General features: G+C 70.6%; 13 protein-coding genes. 6 read left to right on the top strand and 7 right to left on the bottom strand.

Annotated elements, in window-relative coordinates; translation table 11 throughout:
- Positions 1-115 precede the first annotated feature (115 nt).
- On the top strand, positions 116-904 hold the full coding sequence (locus ACJ8AN_RS30500) for a 4'-phosphopantetheinyl transferase family protein (protein WP_407759039.1): 789 nt from the start codon (positions 116-118) through the stop codon (positions 902-904).
- On the opposite strand, the gene ACJ8AN_RS30495 is transcribed toward ACJ8AN_RS30500, so the two are convergent.
- Positions 901-1,665 carry a thioesterase II family protein gene (locus ACJ8AN_RS30495; protein ID WP_407759034.1) on the bottom strand — a complete coding sequence of 255 codons (765 nt, stop codon included), beginning with the start codon at positions 1,663-1,665 and terminating at the stop codon, positions 901-903. The genes ACJ8AN_RS30500 and ACJ8AN_RS30495 overlap by 4 nt on opposite strands.
- A gap of 89 nt (positions 1,666-1,754) precedes the next feature.
- On the bottom strand, positions 1,755-2,660 hold the full coding sequence (locus ACJ8AN_RS30490; RefSeq protein ID WP_407759033.1) for a type VI immunity family protein: 906 nt from the start codon (positions 2,658-2,660) through the stop codon (positions 1,755-1,757).
- Between the two features lie 429 nt (positions 2,661-3,089).
- Between ACJ8AN_RS30490 and ACJ8AN_RS30485 the strand changes: the two genes are divergently transcribed.
- On the top strand, positions 3,090-4,421 hold the full coding sequence (locus ACJ8AN_RS30485; protein ID WP_407759032.1) for an SWIM zinc finger domain-containing protein: 1,332 nt from the start codon (positions 3,090-3,092) through the stop codon (positions 4,419-4,421).
- Between the two features lie 21 nt (positions 4,422-4,442).
- On the opposite strand, the gene ACJ8AN_RS30480 is transcribed toward ACJ8AN_RS30485, so the two are convergent.
- A complete protein-coding gene (locus tag ACJ8AN_RS30480) occupies positions 4,443-4,988 on the bottom strand; it encodes a MarR family winged helix-turn-helix transcriptional regulator (RefSeq protein ID WP_407759031.1) in 546 nt (181 codons plus the stop codon).
- 203 nt (positions 4,989-5,191) lie between these two features.
- Between ACJ8AN_RS30480 and ACJ8AN_RS30475 the strand changes: the two genes are divergently transcribed.
- The 4 genes from ACJ8AN_RS30475 to ACJ8AN_RS30460 are packed head-to-tail and all read left to right on the top strand — an operon-like array spanning position 5,192 to position 11,208.
- Complete coding sequence (locus tag ACJ8AN_RS30475; protein ID WP_407759030.1) at positions 5,192-6,700, top strand: DUF5691 domain-containing protein; 1,509 nt, start codon at positions 5,192-5,194, stop codon at positions 6,698-6,700.
- The gene (locus ACJ8AN_RS30470; RefSeq protein WP_407759029.1) at positions 6,697-7,782 is read left to right on the top strand and encodes an ATP-binding protein; all 1,086 of its coding nucleotides are present in this window, start codon (positions 6,697-6,699) and stop codon (positions 7,780-7,782) included. Before ACJ8AN_RS30475 ends, ACJ8AN_RS30470 begins: the two co-directional genes overlap by 4 nt.
- A complete protein-coding gene (locus ACJ8AN_RS30465; RefSeq protein ID WP_407759028.1) occupies positions 7,779-10,040 on the top strand; it encodes a DUF5682 family protein in 2,262 nt (753 codons plus the stop codon). The genes ACJ8AN_RS30470 and ACJ8AN_RS30465 overlap by 4 nt, the downstream gene beginning before the upstream one ends.
- Positions 10,027-11,208 carry a VWA domain-containing protein gene (locus ACJ8AN_RS30460; RefSeq protein WP_407759027.1) on the top strand — a complete coding sequence of 394 codons (1,182 nt, stop codon included), beginning with the start codon at positions 10,027-10,029 and terminating at the stop codon, positions 11,206-11,208. The genes ACJ8AN_RS30465 and ACJ8AN_RS30460 overlap by 14 nt, the downstream gene beginning before the upstream one ends.
- A 102-nt stretch (positions 11,209-11,310) precedes the next feature.
- On the opposite strand, the gene ACJ8AN_RS30455 is transcribed toward ACJ8AN_RS30460, so the two are convergent.
- The 4 genes from ACJ8AN_RS30455 to ACJ8AN_RS30440 form a co-directional block, all read right to left on the bottom strand.
- Positions 11,311-11,877, bottom strand: a complete 567-nt coding sequence (locus ACJ8AN_RS30455; protein ID WP_407759026.1) for a DnaJ domain-containing protein — start codon at positions 11,875-11,877, stop codon at positions 11,311-11,313.
- A gap of 98 nt (positions 11,878-11,975) precedes the next feature.
- Positions 11,976-13,205 carry a cytochrome P450 gene (locus ACJ8AN_RS30450; RefSeq protein ID WP_407759025.1) on the bottom strand — a complete coding sequence of 410 codons (1,230 nt, stop codon included), beginning with the start codon at positions 13,203-13,205 and terminating at the stop codon, positions 11,976-11,978.
- Positions 13,206-13,256: 51 nt separating this feature from the next.
- Entirely contained in the window at positions 13,257-13,583 is a 327-nt protein-coding gene (locus ACJ8AN_RS30445; RefSeq protein WP_407759024.1) for a 2Fe-2S iron-sulfur cluster-binding protein, read from the bottom strand.
- A gap of 36 nt (positions 13,584-13,619) precedes the next feature.
- Positions 13,620-14,864 (bottom strand): NAD(P)/FAD-dependent oxidoreductase, encoded by a 1,245-nt coding sequence (locus ACJ8AN_RS30440; RefSeq protein ID WP_407759038.1) that lies wholly within the window; start codon positions 14,862-14,864, stop codon positions 13,620-13,622.
- Between the last annotated feature and the right edge of the window lie 81 nt (positions 14,865-14,945).

The following is a 14,945-nucleotide window of genomic DNA, read 5'->3' as shown; positions in this document are numbered from 1 at the left end:
GACCTCGAGCTGCAGCTCGGCGTCGTCCAGGGACCGTGAGCGAGCGGGCGGCGAGCGCACCCACGGGGCTGGCGCGCTCACTCCCGACGCGATAGGTGAGGGGCTGGACATCGCCATGGTGCCGAGCCCCCCTTTCCAGCCGCCCCTTTCGCTACGCCCCGACGAGGTCCACCTCTGGGTGGTGGAGCCGGAGCGCGTCTCCGATCCCCGGCTCCTCTCGGCCTACCACGCGCTGCTCAACGCGGACGAGCGGGAGCGGCACTCGCGCTTCCGCTTCGAGAAGCACCGGCAGCAGTTCCTGGTGTCGCATGCGCTGGTGCGCCTCACCCTGTCGCGCTACGCGCCGCTGCCGCCCCAGTCCTGGCGCTTCTCCGCCAATGCGTACGGGCGTCCGGAGATCTCCGGCGAGGGGCTGCCGCGCCTGCGCTTCAACCTCTCGCACACGGACGGCATGGCGGTGTGCGCGGTGGCGCTCGACATGGACGTGGGCGCGGACGTGGAGCACTCGGCCCGTCCGGGCCAGACGGTGGAGCTGGCCGACTCCTTCTTCTCGCCCTCGGAGGTGGCGGCCCTGCGGACCCTGCCGGCCGAGCACCAGCGCGAGCGGTTCTTCGACTACTGGACCCTGAAGGAGTCCTACATCAAGGCCCGCGGCGCGGGGCTGAGCCTGCCGTTGGATCAGTTCGCCTTCCACCTGGAGCCTGGCAAGCCGCCGCGCATCTCCTTCGATGCGCGCCTGGTGGATGACCCCGAGTCCTGGCAGTTCGTGCAGATCCGCCTGTCGGCCGAGCACCCGGCGGCGGTGGCGGTGCGCCGGGCGCGCGGGCTGCCCCTGACGGTGAGGTGCCAGCGGACCGTGCCGCTCGCGGGAGACGGGCCGCCCTGGACCGTTTCGGCCGGCTAGGGGCCCACTTCGGGGCACCAGCGGACGACTTCCGCGCGCAGCGCCGCCAGCAAGGGCTCGCGGGCGGTGCGCATGAAGAAGTGCTTGCCGGGGAAGTGGTGGACGCGGAACTCGCCCGTCGTCAGCTCGCGCCAGTGCTCGAGATCCGGCAGCGGTACGTGCGGATCCTCGTGCGACCCGAAGGCGGAGATCGGGCAGCGCACCGGCAGGGCCGGGAGCACGGCGTCCGCGATGGAGAAGTCGGCGCGCAGGACGGGGAGGACCATCTCCAGCAGCTCCTTGTGCGCGAGCACCTCGGCGGGCGTGCCCTCGTACTTGCGCAGCAGCTCGACGAAGGCGGCGTCATCGAGCGTGTCGCGCGTCTCGCGTGCGCGGTGGGGTGCCCCCGCGGCGGCCATCACCATGCCGAGCGGCAGCGGCGCGCCCCGGGCCTGCCAGCGCTGCGCGAGCGCCAGGGAGATGCGCGTGCCCATGCTGTAGCCGAAGAAGATGAAGGGCTTGTCCAGCAGAGGAGCCAGCACCGGCTCCAGGGCATCCAGGAGCGGGGGGATCTGCCGGAAGGGCGGCTCCATGATGCGCCGCTCGCGGCCCGGCATCTGGATGGCGACGAGCTCGACGCCCGTGGGGAGCGCCGCGCTCCAGCCGTTGTAGACGGAGGCGCCGCCGCCCGCGTAGGGGAAACAGAACACCCGCACGCGCGCGTTGGGGTTGGACTGACGGGTGGGGAACCAGGGATTGACGGGAGGGGCCGCGGGACGCATGACCGGGAGGCACTGTCGCCCTTCGCCCCTGGAGCGTCAAGCGGGGGCTGGAAGCCTTCCCCGAGGAGGGGGCGGGCAGCCGGTGTGGCTCAATCCAGGAAGCGGCGATCCCAGCGGAGCAGCTCCTTGGGGGCCTCGTCTCCGTACTTCGCCGTCCATTGATGGAGGTGGGGTTCGAGCACCCGGGCGAGTGCACGGTGGAGGGGGAGTGTCCGGCCCGCCTCCACGTCGCCGGGGTCCGGCTGTTCCCCGAGGGTGATGAGCACCCGGTCTCCGCTCATTTCCTGGAGGGAGATACCGGGGAGCGTGAGTTTTTCGCGCAGACCGGCCACACCGCCGAGCTGACCGAGCACCGGCTGCCCGAGGAAGTTCATCCAGTGCACCCCGTCCACCCAGGTGTTCATGGTCATGTTGGCTTCGCTCTTGGCGAAGTGGACCCCCGGGTAGCGCGGGCGGATGAGCTCGAGAGCCTTGTCCGCCTTCCAGATGATGCTCGAGAAGCAGAGGACGAAGTCCACATAGCCCGAGTTGAAGGGAAGTTCCTGGGCCAGGTCGAGGGCCAGCGCGCGAACCCATTCCGGGCCCCGCTCCTCCAGGAACTCCGTGGGAAGGCGCAGGTGCAAGACGTTCACGTCATCCTTCCGGAACGGATAGGGAAGGGGGACGACGTCCAGTCCCCGGTAGTCCACGTAGAGGCTGCCTGGATTGTCGGGATCTGACTCTGCCCACATTGCTTGACCAGCAGACTCATCAGGTTCTGGCTCCAAAATTCTTTTACGGATTTTGTCCCATGCGGGCGCATCGAGCGGGTCGAGCTGTCCATCACCGGCATACCAATTGAGTTGGTAGGGGTGTATCCGCTCACGGAAGAGCTCCAGGGCCCGCACGACGGCGGGTGCAATCCGCTCGTTGGGATGCTTCATGTAGAAGCACATCAGCAGGGCATCGCTCGCGAGCGTCCCCTTGCGCAATCTCGGGTATCGCATGGTGGGCATCACTTTCTACCTGTTTTCTCTCGGTAGCACTCCCTGCCGTGGGGAGACGAGCTGGGGTTCCACCAGGATGATGATGTCTGGCTCGATCGTGCCCGTCAGTCCCTTCCAGCCCTGGCTTGCCACGATCTCTTGCACCCCGCTCTCCGGCAGGAACTCCCACTTGGCTGTTTGATAGTTGCGCCGGAAGCGGGGATGGAGCCAGTACCGCTTCGGTATCAGCGTGCTCAACGCCTCGTGCAGGCACGGCCACGCCTGTTCATGTTTGACTTGCCCACGGGCTCGACAGCGTCCATCTCCGCCAGGCATCCCGCCTGGAGTCCGACCAGGAGCACCAGGAGTCGCAGGGGCACCTTCTTCGCGGGAGGTGACATGGCGCTCACGGTAGCATCCGCCGCGCTGCCTCGAAGGTATGCTCCACGCCCCAACACCATGTCCGTCCCGACCTTGAGCCCAGAGCAGGCCCTCGCCCTCGCGCCGGATGCCTCCGTGGCGGCCGCCGGCAAACAACTGGCCACCGAGCGCTCCTGGCAGGGACTCGGCCGCGATGCGCGCGCCGCCTGGGGCGAGTGCAAGGGCAGCGCACTCTACCAGGTGCGCATCGACCTCTCCGACCTCTCCTCGAAGTGCTCCTGTCCCAGCCGCAAGTTTCCCTGCAAGCACGCCGTCGGGCTCCTCCTGCTCGCCGCGTCGGCGCGTCTCCCCGAGGGCTCACCCCCCGCCTGGGTCGAGGAGTGGCTCTCCAAGCGCTCCGCCACCGCCGAGCGCAAGGCGAAGCGCGAGGCCACGGGAGAAGCCGCGCCTCCCGCCGACCCCGAGGCCAAGGCGAAACGCTCCGCCGAGCGCCACGAGCGCATCCGCAAGGGCCTGGACGCGCTGTCCCTCTGGATGGAGGATCTCGTGCGCAACGGCTTCGCCGGGCTCGAGGCGGAGTCCTCCCTGTGGAGCACCCAGGCGGCCCGGCTGGTGGATGCGCAGGCCCCGGGGCTCGCGGCCCAGGTGCAGCAACTCGCCTCGCTCCCGGGCAGTGGCCCCGATTGGCCCCGCCTCATGCTGGAGCGGCTCGGCCGGCTCTCGCTCGTCACCGAGGCCTGGCGCCGGTTGGAGCAGCTCCCGCCGCCCCTCGTGGCCGATCTCCGCACCCTCGTGGGCATCCCCCTGCGCGAGGAGGAGGTCGCCGCCCAGGGCGAGCACCTCCAGGACACCTGGGTCGTCGCCGGCCAGGAGCTCGAGGACACCGAGCGCGTGCGCGCGCAGCGGACGTACCTGCTCGGCACCACCACGGGCCGGACGGCGCTCGTGCTCCAGTTCGCGGCCGGCCCCGCCGCGCGCTTCGCCGAGAGCTTCCTGCCTGGCACCGCGTTCGCCGCCGAGCTGGTGTTCTGGCCGAGCGCCGCGCCCCAGCGCGCCCTGGTTTTCGAGCGCAAGGGCGAGGTCCACCCCTGGACCCAGGCCGTGCCCACGCTCTCCCTCGACGGGCTGTGCCAGCGCTTCGCCGACGAGCTGTCCCGCCAACCGTTCCGCGAGCGCACGGCGGCGATGCTCGGGCAGGTGGTGCCCGGGGTGGATGGGTCGAGGCGTTGGTGGCTTCGGGAGGCCTCGGGCGCGGCGATCCGCCTCGGCCGGGGAGACCGGTGGCGGCTGCTCGCGCTCTCGGGAGGCCACCCACTCGAGGTGTTCGGCGAGTGGGATGGGGAGGAATTCCGGCCCCTGAGTGCCCGCCTGGACGGCCGCCTCCATCCGCTGGGAGGCAGCCCGTCCTGAACGGGCCCGCGGGGTTCCGGCTCAGCTGGCGCGCAGGGAGAGCGAGGGGCTGGCGGCCTCGGCCTCGAGGTGCAGCTGCTCACTGCCCACGCCCAGCTCCTCGGCGATCGCGGTGAGCACGTCCTGGGCGCCGGCCAGCTGCGCCCTCGGCACGCGGGACATGGCGCGCTGCACGGCGGCCTCCACCGTGCCGGAGGCGGGCACGTCCAACCCCTGGCCCTTGTCCGTGAGGCTGAAGAGCGCCTTGCGCGCATCGAGCGGATCCGACTTGCGGTCGACGTAGCCTCGCTTCTCCAGGCGCTTGAGGACGCCCGTGAGCGTGCTCGGGTGCACGTGGAGGATCTGCGCGAGCCGGCCCGCGGTGATGCCGGGGTACCGCCCCACCAGCCTCACCACCAGCCGCTGCGGGCCCGTCAGCCCCAGCGTGGTCTCCATGAGCTTCGAGGTGGACTTCAGTTGATGGTCCACGGCCCACAGCAGGCGCATGAACTCCAGGACCTCGCCCAGGGGGGGTGCTCCGGTCTCTTCCGAGGGGGCGGGAACGCCGGCCCCGTCAATCGCTTTCATGGCTACCGTCTCCTGCATGGTTGCATGAGCAAGCAATGCTTATGCCGCCCCCTTGGCGAGGAGGGGCGCGCACGCCGGGTCGAGGAGGGACGAGCAGGGCACGCGCGATTCCGTTGCGCAGCACAACTGTTCTCACGAGGCATTTCGCCCCAAGCCCAAGCTCACGGGGCAGAATGGGACTCGGGCCGCTATGCTGCCGCGCCGTGAATGAGCTCGATGCGCTGACGCGAAGCGCCACACTGGGCACCGCCCGCTCGCCGGAACCCGGGCCCACGGGAGGAGTGGAGGCCCAGGCCCTGCGTGCACTCGCGGGCCTGCCCGTGGAGAAGCGCCTGCTGCTCGCGGCCGGGGTGCGCGCGGTGGCTCGGGCCGCGGGGCGTGGGCTCACCCGGCTCGAGGCGCGCGAGGACGTGGCCCCGCCCGACACCCTCGAGGTCTGCCCGCCCCGCGTGGGCGCCGTGCTCGCGGAGCTCCTGGCGTCCCAGGATCTCGAGGTGCTGCGCGAGGCCTTCGCGCGAATGGCCCTCGCGCGCCGCCGCCTCCCGCCGGAGCTGCTCCCCCGGGTGCTCGGACTGAAGGACGCTCCGGCGCGCATGGCGGCGGAGCCGGTGCTCGGAGAGCGCGGGCTGTGGCTCTCCCGGCACAACCCCGAGTGGCGTTCCGCCTCGGCCTCCCCGGCGTCCGGCACCGCGGAAGCCGAGCGCACCTGGACGGAAGGTACTCCCGAGGAGCGGCACGCGGCGCTCGCCCAGGGGCGGCGGGTGGAGCCGGCACGGGCCCGCGCGTGGTTGCAGGGAACCTGGGCCCAGGAGAAGGCCGAGCACCGCGCGCGCTTCCTCGCCTGCCTCGACGAGGGGCTCTCCCCGGAGGACGAGCCGCTGCTGGAGCTCGGGTGGAAGGACCGTGCGGCCTCGGTGCGCGAGGTGGCGCGCTACCTGCTCGCCCGCCTGCCGGGTTCCGCCTTCTCGCGGCGCATGGCCGAGCGCGCGCGCTCCGTGCTCGTTTGGGAGAAGCCGGCCTCGCTCCGTGTCCAGCTCCCGGCGAAGTGGGACGCCGAGGCCGAGCGCGATGGGCTGGACAAGCCGCCCGCGGGTGTCGGCCAGAGCGAGCACTGGCTCATCCGACTCCTGGAGTGCGTGCCCCTTCACTCGTGGGAAGAGTGGTTCGAGGCCACCCCGGAGCAGCTCGTCGCCGCCGCCGGACGGACGGACCATGGCGTCTCCCTCTCGGAGGGCTGGGCCCATGCGCTCCGTCTGGGCGTCTCTTCCAAATGGGGCGCGGCGCTGCTCGCGTGGTGGTCCCGCTGCGAGTCGAAGGTGCTCGAGGCCGAGCGCGCCCAGTTGCTGGCGGTCTCCGTGCTCGAGCAGCTGCCTGCCGCCGACCGTGCCGCGCGCACCCTGCGCATCCTCCTGCGCGCCGAGTCCCTGCCGTCGCTCGACCGCGCCCTCGCGTTGACGCCCGCGCCCTGGCCCCCGGCGCTCGGCTATGAGTACCTCAAGGCCCTGCGGGAGCTGTATGACGCGGGCACCCGGGCCACCGCGTTGCTCGGGGCCCTGCGCCAGGCGGCGCTCGCCCTGCCTCCCGAGTGTCTCGCCACCGCGGCCGAGCCCCTGGCCCTGCCGCTTCCCCTGTCCCGATGGAAGCAGGACTTCCACCGCTTCCAGCAGACCGTCACCCTGCGCCACATCCTCCACGAGGAGTTGAAACCGTGACCGCCAACGCTCTTCTCCGCCAGCACGCCGAACACCAGTATGCCGAGGAGCTGGCCGTGCTCGCCCGCGCCGATGACAAGCCGAAGCCCCAGGGCTGGAGGCTGTCGCCGTGGGCCGTGCGCCTGTACCTGCTCGGCGGCCAGCTGCCGGATGGGTTCAAGGTGAGCGCCAAGTACATCGGCAACGCGCGGCTGGTGGAGATCGCCGTGGCGACGCTGGCCACGGACCGGGCCCTGCTGCTCTACGGCGTGCCGGGCACCGCGAAGTCCTGGCTGAGCGAGCACCTCGCCGCGGCCATCTCCGGCGACTCGACGCTGCTGGTGCAGGGCACCGCCGGCACGGACGAGGCGGCCCTGCGCTATGGCTGGAACTACGCGCGGCTGCTGGCGGAAGGCCCCTCGGAGAACGCGCTGGTGCCGAGCCCCGTGATGCGGGCCATGCGCGAGGGAAAGCTGGTGCGCATCGAGGAGCTCACGCGCATGCCGGGCGAGGTGCAGGACGCCCTCATCACCCTGCTCAGCGAGAAGACGCTGCCCATTTCGGAGCTCTCCAGCGAGGTGCAGGCCCGCTCGGGCTTCAATGTCATCGCCACGGCGAACAACCGCGACCGCGGCGTGAACGAGCTGTCGAGCGCCCTGCTGCGCCGCTTCAACACGGTGGTGCTGCCCGTGCCCGACTCGCTGGAGCAGGAGGTGGCCATCGTCGAGAAGCGCGTGGCCGAGCTGGGCCAGGCCCTGGCGCTGCCCGCGGAGAAACCGGCGCTGGAGGAGATCCGCCGGGTGGTGACGCTCTTCCGCGAGCTGCGCGGCGGCGCGACGCAGGACGGGGCGACGAAGCTCAAGACGCCCTCGGGCTCGCTGTCCACGGCGGAGATCATCTCCGTGGTGAACGGGGGCCTGGCCATGGCGGGCTTCTACGGGGACGGCGTGCTCCGGGCTCCGGACATGGCCGCGGGCCTGACGGGCGCCATCGTGAAGGACCCCGTGCAGGACCGGGTGGTGTGGCTCGAGTACCTGAAGACGGTGGTGAAGGAGCGCGAGGGCTGGAAGGACCTCTATCGCGCCTGCATGGAGGTGCTGTGAGCGGAGAGGGCGACGCTTCGGTGCATGTGCTCGGCGTGCGGCACCACGGCCCGGGCAGTGCGCGCAGCGTGCGGGCCGCGCTCGAGAAGCTCCAGCCGGACGTGGTGCTCCTCGAGGGCCCGCCGGACGCGGACGCGCTCCTCCCGCTCGCGGCCCATGCGGAGATGAAGCCTCCGGTGGCGCTGCTCGTCTACGCCATCGATCGGCCGGCCCGCGCCGTCTTCTACCCGTTCGCCGTCTTCTCTCCCGAGTGGCAGGCCCTCCAGTTCGCCCTGGAGCGCTCGCTGCCGGTGCGGTTCATCGATCTCCCGCTGACCCACCAGCTGACGCCCGAGGACGAGGGCTCCCAGGAGGAAAGGGCGCTCGAGCCCACGGCGGAAGAGGAGGCCCGGACACCTCGGGGAGATCCGCTCGGGGCGCTCGCGAAGGCCGCGGGTTACGAGGACGGCGAGCTGTGGTGGGAGCAGGTCATCGAGCAGCGCCAGGCGCCCGAGAACGTCTTCGACGCCGTGCTGGAGGCCATGAGTGCCCTGCGCGAGGGCGAAGGTGAATTGCCCCCGCGCGAGGCCCGGCGCGAGGCCCACATGCGGCGCGGCATCCGCCAGGCGAAGAAGGACGGCTTCCAGCGGATCGCCGTGGTGTGCGGGGCGTGGCATGCACCGGCGCTCGTGCGGCAGCGGCCGGCCCGCGAGGACGATGCCCTGCTCAAGGGCCTGCCGAAGACGAAGGTGGCGGCCACGTGGATTCCCTGGACGTATGACCGGCTCGGCTGGCGCAGCGGGTACGGCGCGGGCGTGGAGTCGCCGGGGTGGTACGCGCACCTGTGGCTCTCGCCCGAGCGGCCGGTGATCTCATGGGCCGCGCGCATCGCGCACCTGCTGCGCGCCGAGGGCCTGGATGCCTCCTCCGCGAACGTCATCGAGACGGTGCGGCTCGCCGAGGCGCTCGCGGCCCTGCGCGGTCTCTCCACGGTGGGGCTGGGCGAGCTGCGGGACGCCGCGCTCTCCGTGCTGTGCGGCGGGGATGCCACGCCGCTGGCGCTCGTCCACGACAAGCTGGAGGTCGGCACGGGCCTGGGCTCGGTCCCCGCCGAGGTGCCCTCGGTTCCGCTCGCCCGCGACCTGGCCGCGTCACAGAAGTCGCTGCGCCTGCCGCCCTCGTCCGAGAGCAAGTCGCAGGAGTTGGATCTGCGCAAGGACCTGGATCGGGAGCGGAGCCGGCTGTTGCACCGGCTGCGGCTGCTCGACATCCCCTGGGGCACGCCCGAGGAAGACCCGCGCAACACGACGGGCACCTTCCGCGAGACGTGGCGCCTGCAGTGGGAGCCCGAGCTGGCCGTGCGCGTCGTCGAGGCGAGTCTCTTCGGCAACACCGTGGAGTCGGCGGCGGTGGGGCGCGTGGTGGCCCGCGCGTCCGAGGCGGCCGAGCTCGCCACGTTGACGGCCCTGCTCGAGGCGTCCCTGCTCTCGGAGCTGTCCGCCGCCATCGACACCGTGCTGCGCCACGTACAGGCGCTCTCGACGCGCTCGGCGGACGTGCCCAAGCTGCTCGAGGCCTTCCCGGCCCTGGCGCACGCGGTCCGCTATGGCAGTGTCCGCGAGACGCCCACCGCGCCCATCCTCGCCATCGCCGACGGCCTCTTCGAGCGCATCGTCATCGGCCTGCCCGGAGCGTGCGTCTCGCTCGATGACGAGGCCGCGCACCAGCGCCGCGACCAGGTGCGCGCCGTGCATGCCGCGGTGGCGCTGCTGGAGGGCCAGGAGCGCTCGGAGGAGTGGGCCGAGGCCCTGGGCCACCTGGTGCATCGCGATGCGGTGCACGGGCTCGTGCGGGGGACGGCGCTGCGGCTGCTCGTGGAGCTCGGGAGGGTGGGGGACGAGGAGCTGGGAACGCTCTCCCACCGGGCCCTGTCCGCGGCCGTGCCTCCCTCCGAGGCGGCGGCCTGGCTGGAGGGGCTCGTGTCGGGGAGCGCGCTCCTGCTGCTGCACCGGAAGGAGCTGTGGGCGGCGCTCGACGGGTGGCTCTCCGGCCTCTCGCGCGAGGCCTTCGTCGAGCAGCTCCCCCTGGTGCGGCGCGCGTTCTCCGGCTTCACCCCGTCCGAGCGGCGCGCCATGGGCGAGCGGGTGAAACAGCTCTCCACCGCTCCGGCGGCGGGGCGTGCGGTGGCGGCCGCGGAGGAACTGGATGCGGCGCGCGTGGCGAAGGTGCTGCCGGTGCTGTCCATGCTCCTGGGAGTGAGGATTCATGAAGCAGGGTGAAGACGAACGGCTGGAGCGCTGGCGGCTCGTCCTGGGCGAGCCCGCGCAGCCCGCGATGGGCGTGTCGCTCGGGGAGGCCGAGCTGCGCATGGACAAGGCGCTCGCGGCGCTCTACGACTCCGAGCGCAAGGCGGGGCTGGGGGCTTCGTCGCCCAACGTGGCGCGCTGGCTGGGAGACATCCGCGAATACTTCCCCGCCTCCATCGTGCGCGTCATGCAGGGCGATGCGATGACGCGGCTCGGGCTCACGGAGATGTTGCTGCAGCCGGAGATGCTCGAGGCGGTGGAGCCGGACGTGCAACTGGTGGCCACGCTGCTGTCGCTGCGCAAGGTGATTCCGCAGAAGACGAAGGAGACGGCGCGCAAGGTGGTGCGCAAGGTGGTCGACGACCTGGAGCGCCGCTTGAGGACCCCCATGGAGCGGGCCGTGCGAGGCGCGCTCTCGAGGTCCTCGCGCACGCGCAGGCCGAGGGCCGCGGAGATCGACTGGGACCGGACGCTGCGGGCCAACCTGGGCAACTACCAGCCCGAGCGCCGGTCCGTGGTGGTGGACAAGCTGGTGGGCCATGGGCGCAGGCGCTCGAGCCTGCGGGACGTGGTGCTGTGCATCGACCAGAGCGGCTCCATGGCCACCTCTGTCGTCTATGCGAGCATCTTCGGGGCGGTGCTCGCCTCGCTGCGCGCCGTGTCCACGCGCATGGTGCTCTTCGACACCGCCGTGGTGGACCTGAGCGAGCAGCTGGAGGATCCGGTGGACCTGCTGTTCGGCACGCAGCTCGGGGGAGGCACGGACATCGATCGGGCGCTCGGGTACTGCCAGCAGCTCGTCACGCGGCCGGCACAGACGATCCTCGTGCTCATCACCGACCTGTACGAGGGCGGCAACGCGCAGCGGATGCTCCAGCGGGCCGCGTCGCTCGTGCAGAGCGGCGTGAAGGTCATCTGTCTGCTGTCGCTGAGCGACCAGGGCACTCCGTCCTACGACAGCCACCATGCCGCGCAGCTGGCGGCCCTGGGTATCCCCGCCTTCGCCTGCACGCCGGACCTGTTCCCGGAGCTGATGGCCGCGGCGATCCAACGGCAGGACCTTCGCTCCTGGGCGGCGCGTCACGACCTTCAGCTGGTGATGTCCGCGCCCGGCGGCACTTCGGGCCCATCGTCGTTGTAGGAGCCGCCCCGCCTCCAGTCCACCCGTGACTTCAGTGGGGCAGGACGTGCTCCAGCGTCACGCCTGCTGCCGCATGCTGTGCATGGCCCGGTCTGACGTTCCTCAAGTCGGCGCGGAAACGCGAACGACGAAGTCCACCGGCTTCACCAATTTGAGCGGCTCGACGGAGGGGTGCAGCACCGTCCCGTTGGCGACGCCCGCCGGAATGCCGAGCCAGAAGGACACCAGCTCGCGCTCACGGCCGGTGCCGGCGCACCGCTCGCAGCGGGCCCCGGCAGTGGCATGGCAGCGCCGACACACGATGTCGGTCTCGAACGAGAGGGTCGCCGTTCCCCCTGTCAGGGCTTCGTCCGCCTCGAGCCGCAGCTCGACCGTCCCGTCCGCGAGAACCTTGACGCCTCCACACGAGAGGGCGGACTTGATGTGGCCGGCCAGGCGCCACAGCCACCGGGGCGCTGGGCTCGGGTCGACGGTCGAGTCCAGTCTGGGAGAGGCGACCTCCAGACGGCTGTATGCCTCGGAAATCGCCTGAAGGCGAGCGGCCGAATGCGGACCCGCCCAGTCGGTGTAGAGCTGCTGCGCGAGCCGGTGAAACGCACCGCGGATCTCTTCTTGCGATGCTCCACGGCTCAGCCCGAGAAGCTCATAACAGGAGTCGAGATTCGGCATGGTCCTCCAACCTCTGATTTCCGGTGAGCATACCCAGGGGCAATACCCACCTCCTCCGGACCCGCCCTCCTGTTTGTTCAGTTCACTTCATCCACTCCCTAGCCCCAGACCAGAGGCAGGCTCGTGATCGCCAGGTTGAAGCCACCCATGAACCGCGGTGGCGCCTGGGGATCCAACCGGAACGGCGGAACGCGCTTCAGCCACTCCTGGTAGAACACCTTCATCTCCAGACGGGCCAGATTCAGGCCGACGCACCGGTGCGGACCCGTGTTGAACGTCATGTGCTGCTCCGTCCGGCCGAGGATGAACTGCTCGGGGTTCGGGAACGCCGCGTCGTCGTAGTTGGCCGCGGGCAGGAGCAACAACACCATGTCGCCCTGCTTGAACTGGACGCCATGGCAGACCTCGTCGCGCATCAACCGCCGGGGCGTGGACGCGATGCCATGGAGCCGCAGCAGCTCCTCGATGGCTCCGGGCAGGAGGCTGGGGTCGGCCCGGAGCTTCGCCTGCAACTCCTGATCGCGCGCCAGGTGCCGGACGCCAAAGCCCAGGGCATTCACCACGGTCTCCAGCCCCCCGAGGAACAGGGTGATGCTGTAGCCCAACATCTCGTGGAACGTGGGGTTGCGGCCCTGGATGTTCGCGTCGAGCAGCCGGCTGATCAGGTCATCCTCGCGCTTCTCCTGCCGGGACTTGATGACCTCCGCCAGGATTCCCGCGATGCGTTTGAAGGTCGCCTCGCGGGTCGCGGCATCCACCGTGGAGGACGTCGCCTGCGTGGCCAGGTGACGGAACTCCGCCAGACGGTCGGTCGGCATGCCGGCCAGCTTCATGAACAACGTGACGGGCAGCGGCTCGGCGATCTCCGAGAAGAAGTCGCAGCGGCCCGCGCCGAGCACCTTGTCGATGAGCTCGTTCGTCATGACCCGGATCGCCGTCTCGAGTCCGGCCACGGATTTGGCCGCCAGCGGCTGGTTGAGCGGCGCCCGGTACGCCGTGTGTTGCGGCGGATCCACCGCGATGGGCAGCAGCATGAAGCCCGGCTGCGAGTCTTTGTGCTCCCCCGAGGCCGCGGCGGCGATGAAGCTGTTGCTGTAGACCTCCGGGTTCATCGTGATGTCCACGATGGCCTTCTTCCGGGTCACGAACCACATGCCACCGTTACACGGGGAGAAGAAGATGGGCGGGGCCTCGAGGATGAGGGAGCGCATCCGGGCGTGCGGATCCTCGAGCATCCGCGCATCCCTGGCGTTGTCGTATTCGTAGACCAGCTCCGGCGGGACGTGCGCGGGAATCTTGTCCAACTTCTGTCCGCTAAATGGTTGCATGTTCGAACCTCTTGGGCTGTTGGAGAAAAAGCGAGGGGGCCTGTCCGGTGCTCACTCTTCCGTCTGCGAGACGGGAATACGGACCACCATCCCCTCCAGCGCGGGCGTCACCTTGAGCTGACAGGTCAGCCGGCTGTTGGGCCGCACGTGGTAGGCGCACGCGATCATTCCCTCTTCCGCCGCATCGGGCGGGGGGAGCTTCTTCAGCCAGGCCTCATCGACGTAGCCGTGGCAGGTCGCGCAGCTGGCGAAGCCTCCGCACTCGGCGACAATTCCTGGCACGAGGTTGTTCACCGCCGCCTGCATGACGGACTGTCCCTCCTGCGCCTCGACCTCGTGTTCCTTCCCATCCGCCTCGATGAATTTGATCTTCGCCATGGGTCCTCCTGGATTCCTTGCGGGTGTTGACTGTCTTCAAGCGGCGATGCTGTTGAGTGGAATGGCCGCGTCGCCCAGGCGGGTGACGTCCACCTCCACCCGGCTCGAAACCAGACGCTTCGCGGCCATGAACTCCGCGGGCCGGCCGATGACGTCCGCGGCGATGACCCGCCTGTCCTTGAGGTAGAAGGCCGAGAACTCCTTGCCCCCGGCGGAGCCTCGCGTGACGCACTGCTCGTAGCCGGTGGAGAGCCCCACCATCTGCAGCTTCAAGCCGTACTGATCCGACCAGAACCACGGAATGGCGGCGGAGGGCTCCCGCTTGCCCATCAGGGTGGCCGCCGCGACGCGCGCATGCTCGATGGCATTGGGCACGGACTCGAGCCGGATGCGTCCGCCCGTGTAGGCGCTGGGCTGATTCGCGCAGTCCCCAATGGCGAGGATCGCCGGATCCGCCGTACAGGCGTACTCATCCACGACGATGCCATTGTCGACGGCGAGGCCCGCCGCGGAGGCCAGCTCCGTGTTGGGGATGAGGCCAATGCCCACCAGTACCAGGTCGGCCTCGAGCCGCTCGGGCACGCCGTGACTCGCGAGGCTCACCCCGCGCACCTGGCGCCGCGCCTCGTCGAGCTCCAGGCCCCGCACCTCGCACGAGAGCCGGAACTCCACGCCCCGCTCGCGGTGGAGCTGCTCGATGAACGAGGACACCTCCGGCCCCGTCACCCGGGAGAGCAGGCGAGGCGCCGCCTCCAGCAGCGTCACCCGCAGCCCGAGCTGCACGGCCACGGCCGCGACCTCGAGCCCCACGTAGCCGCCACCGATGATGACCAGGCGGTTGCCGGAGACGAACCTCCCGCGCATCGCCTCGACGTCGGAGATGGAGCGCAGGAAGAACAGGTTCTCGAGCCGGGCCCCCTCCAGCCCCGGAAGACTCAAGGGACGTGCCCGGCCTCCCGTGGCCAGCACGAGCTTGTCGTAGGCCAGCCGGCTCCCATCTCCGAGGGAGACCTCCCCCGCGGAGCGGTCGAGGGCCTCGACGCGCGTGCCGGTCTTGAGCTCGATCTCGAAGCGCTCATAGGTCGCCAGCGGCTTGAGGTAGAGGTCGGTCAGCGCCACCTTTCCCTGCAGGAACCCCTTCGAGAGCGGAGGCCGCTGGTAGGGCGGATGTGCCTCGTCTCCCAGGAGCAGGACGCGCCCCTTGTAGCCCTGCTTTCGCAAGCCGGCGGCCAGCTCGCCACCGGCCTGGCCGGCTCCCACGATGACGATGCGCTCTTCCATTGCCACGACGTTCCTCTCTCCGTGCGCCCGGCTCGAGCTCCGCCCGCGTCACGGGTACTTCGATGTTTTCGCGCCCGAACC

Origin of the sequence: Archangium sp., assembly GCF_045802675.1 — a bacterium.
Taxonomy (GTDB): Bacteria; Myxococcota; Myxococcia; order Myxococcales; family Myxococcaceae; genus Archangium.
This window is presented reverse-complemented; position numbering and strand designations above follow the sequence as displayed.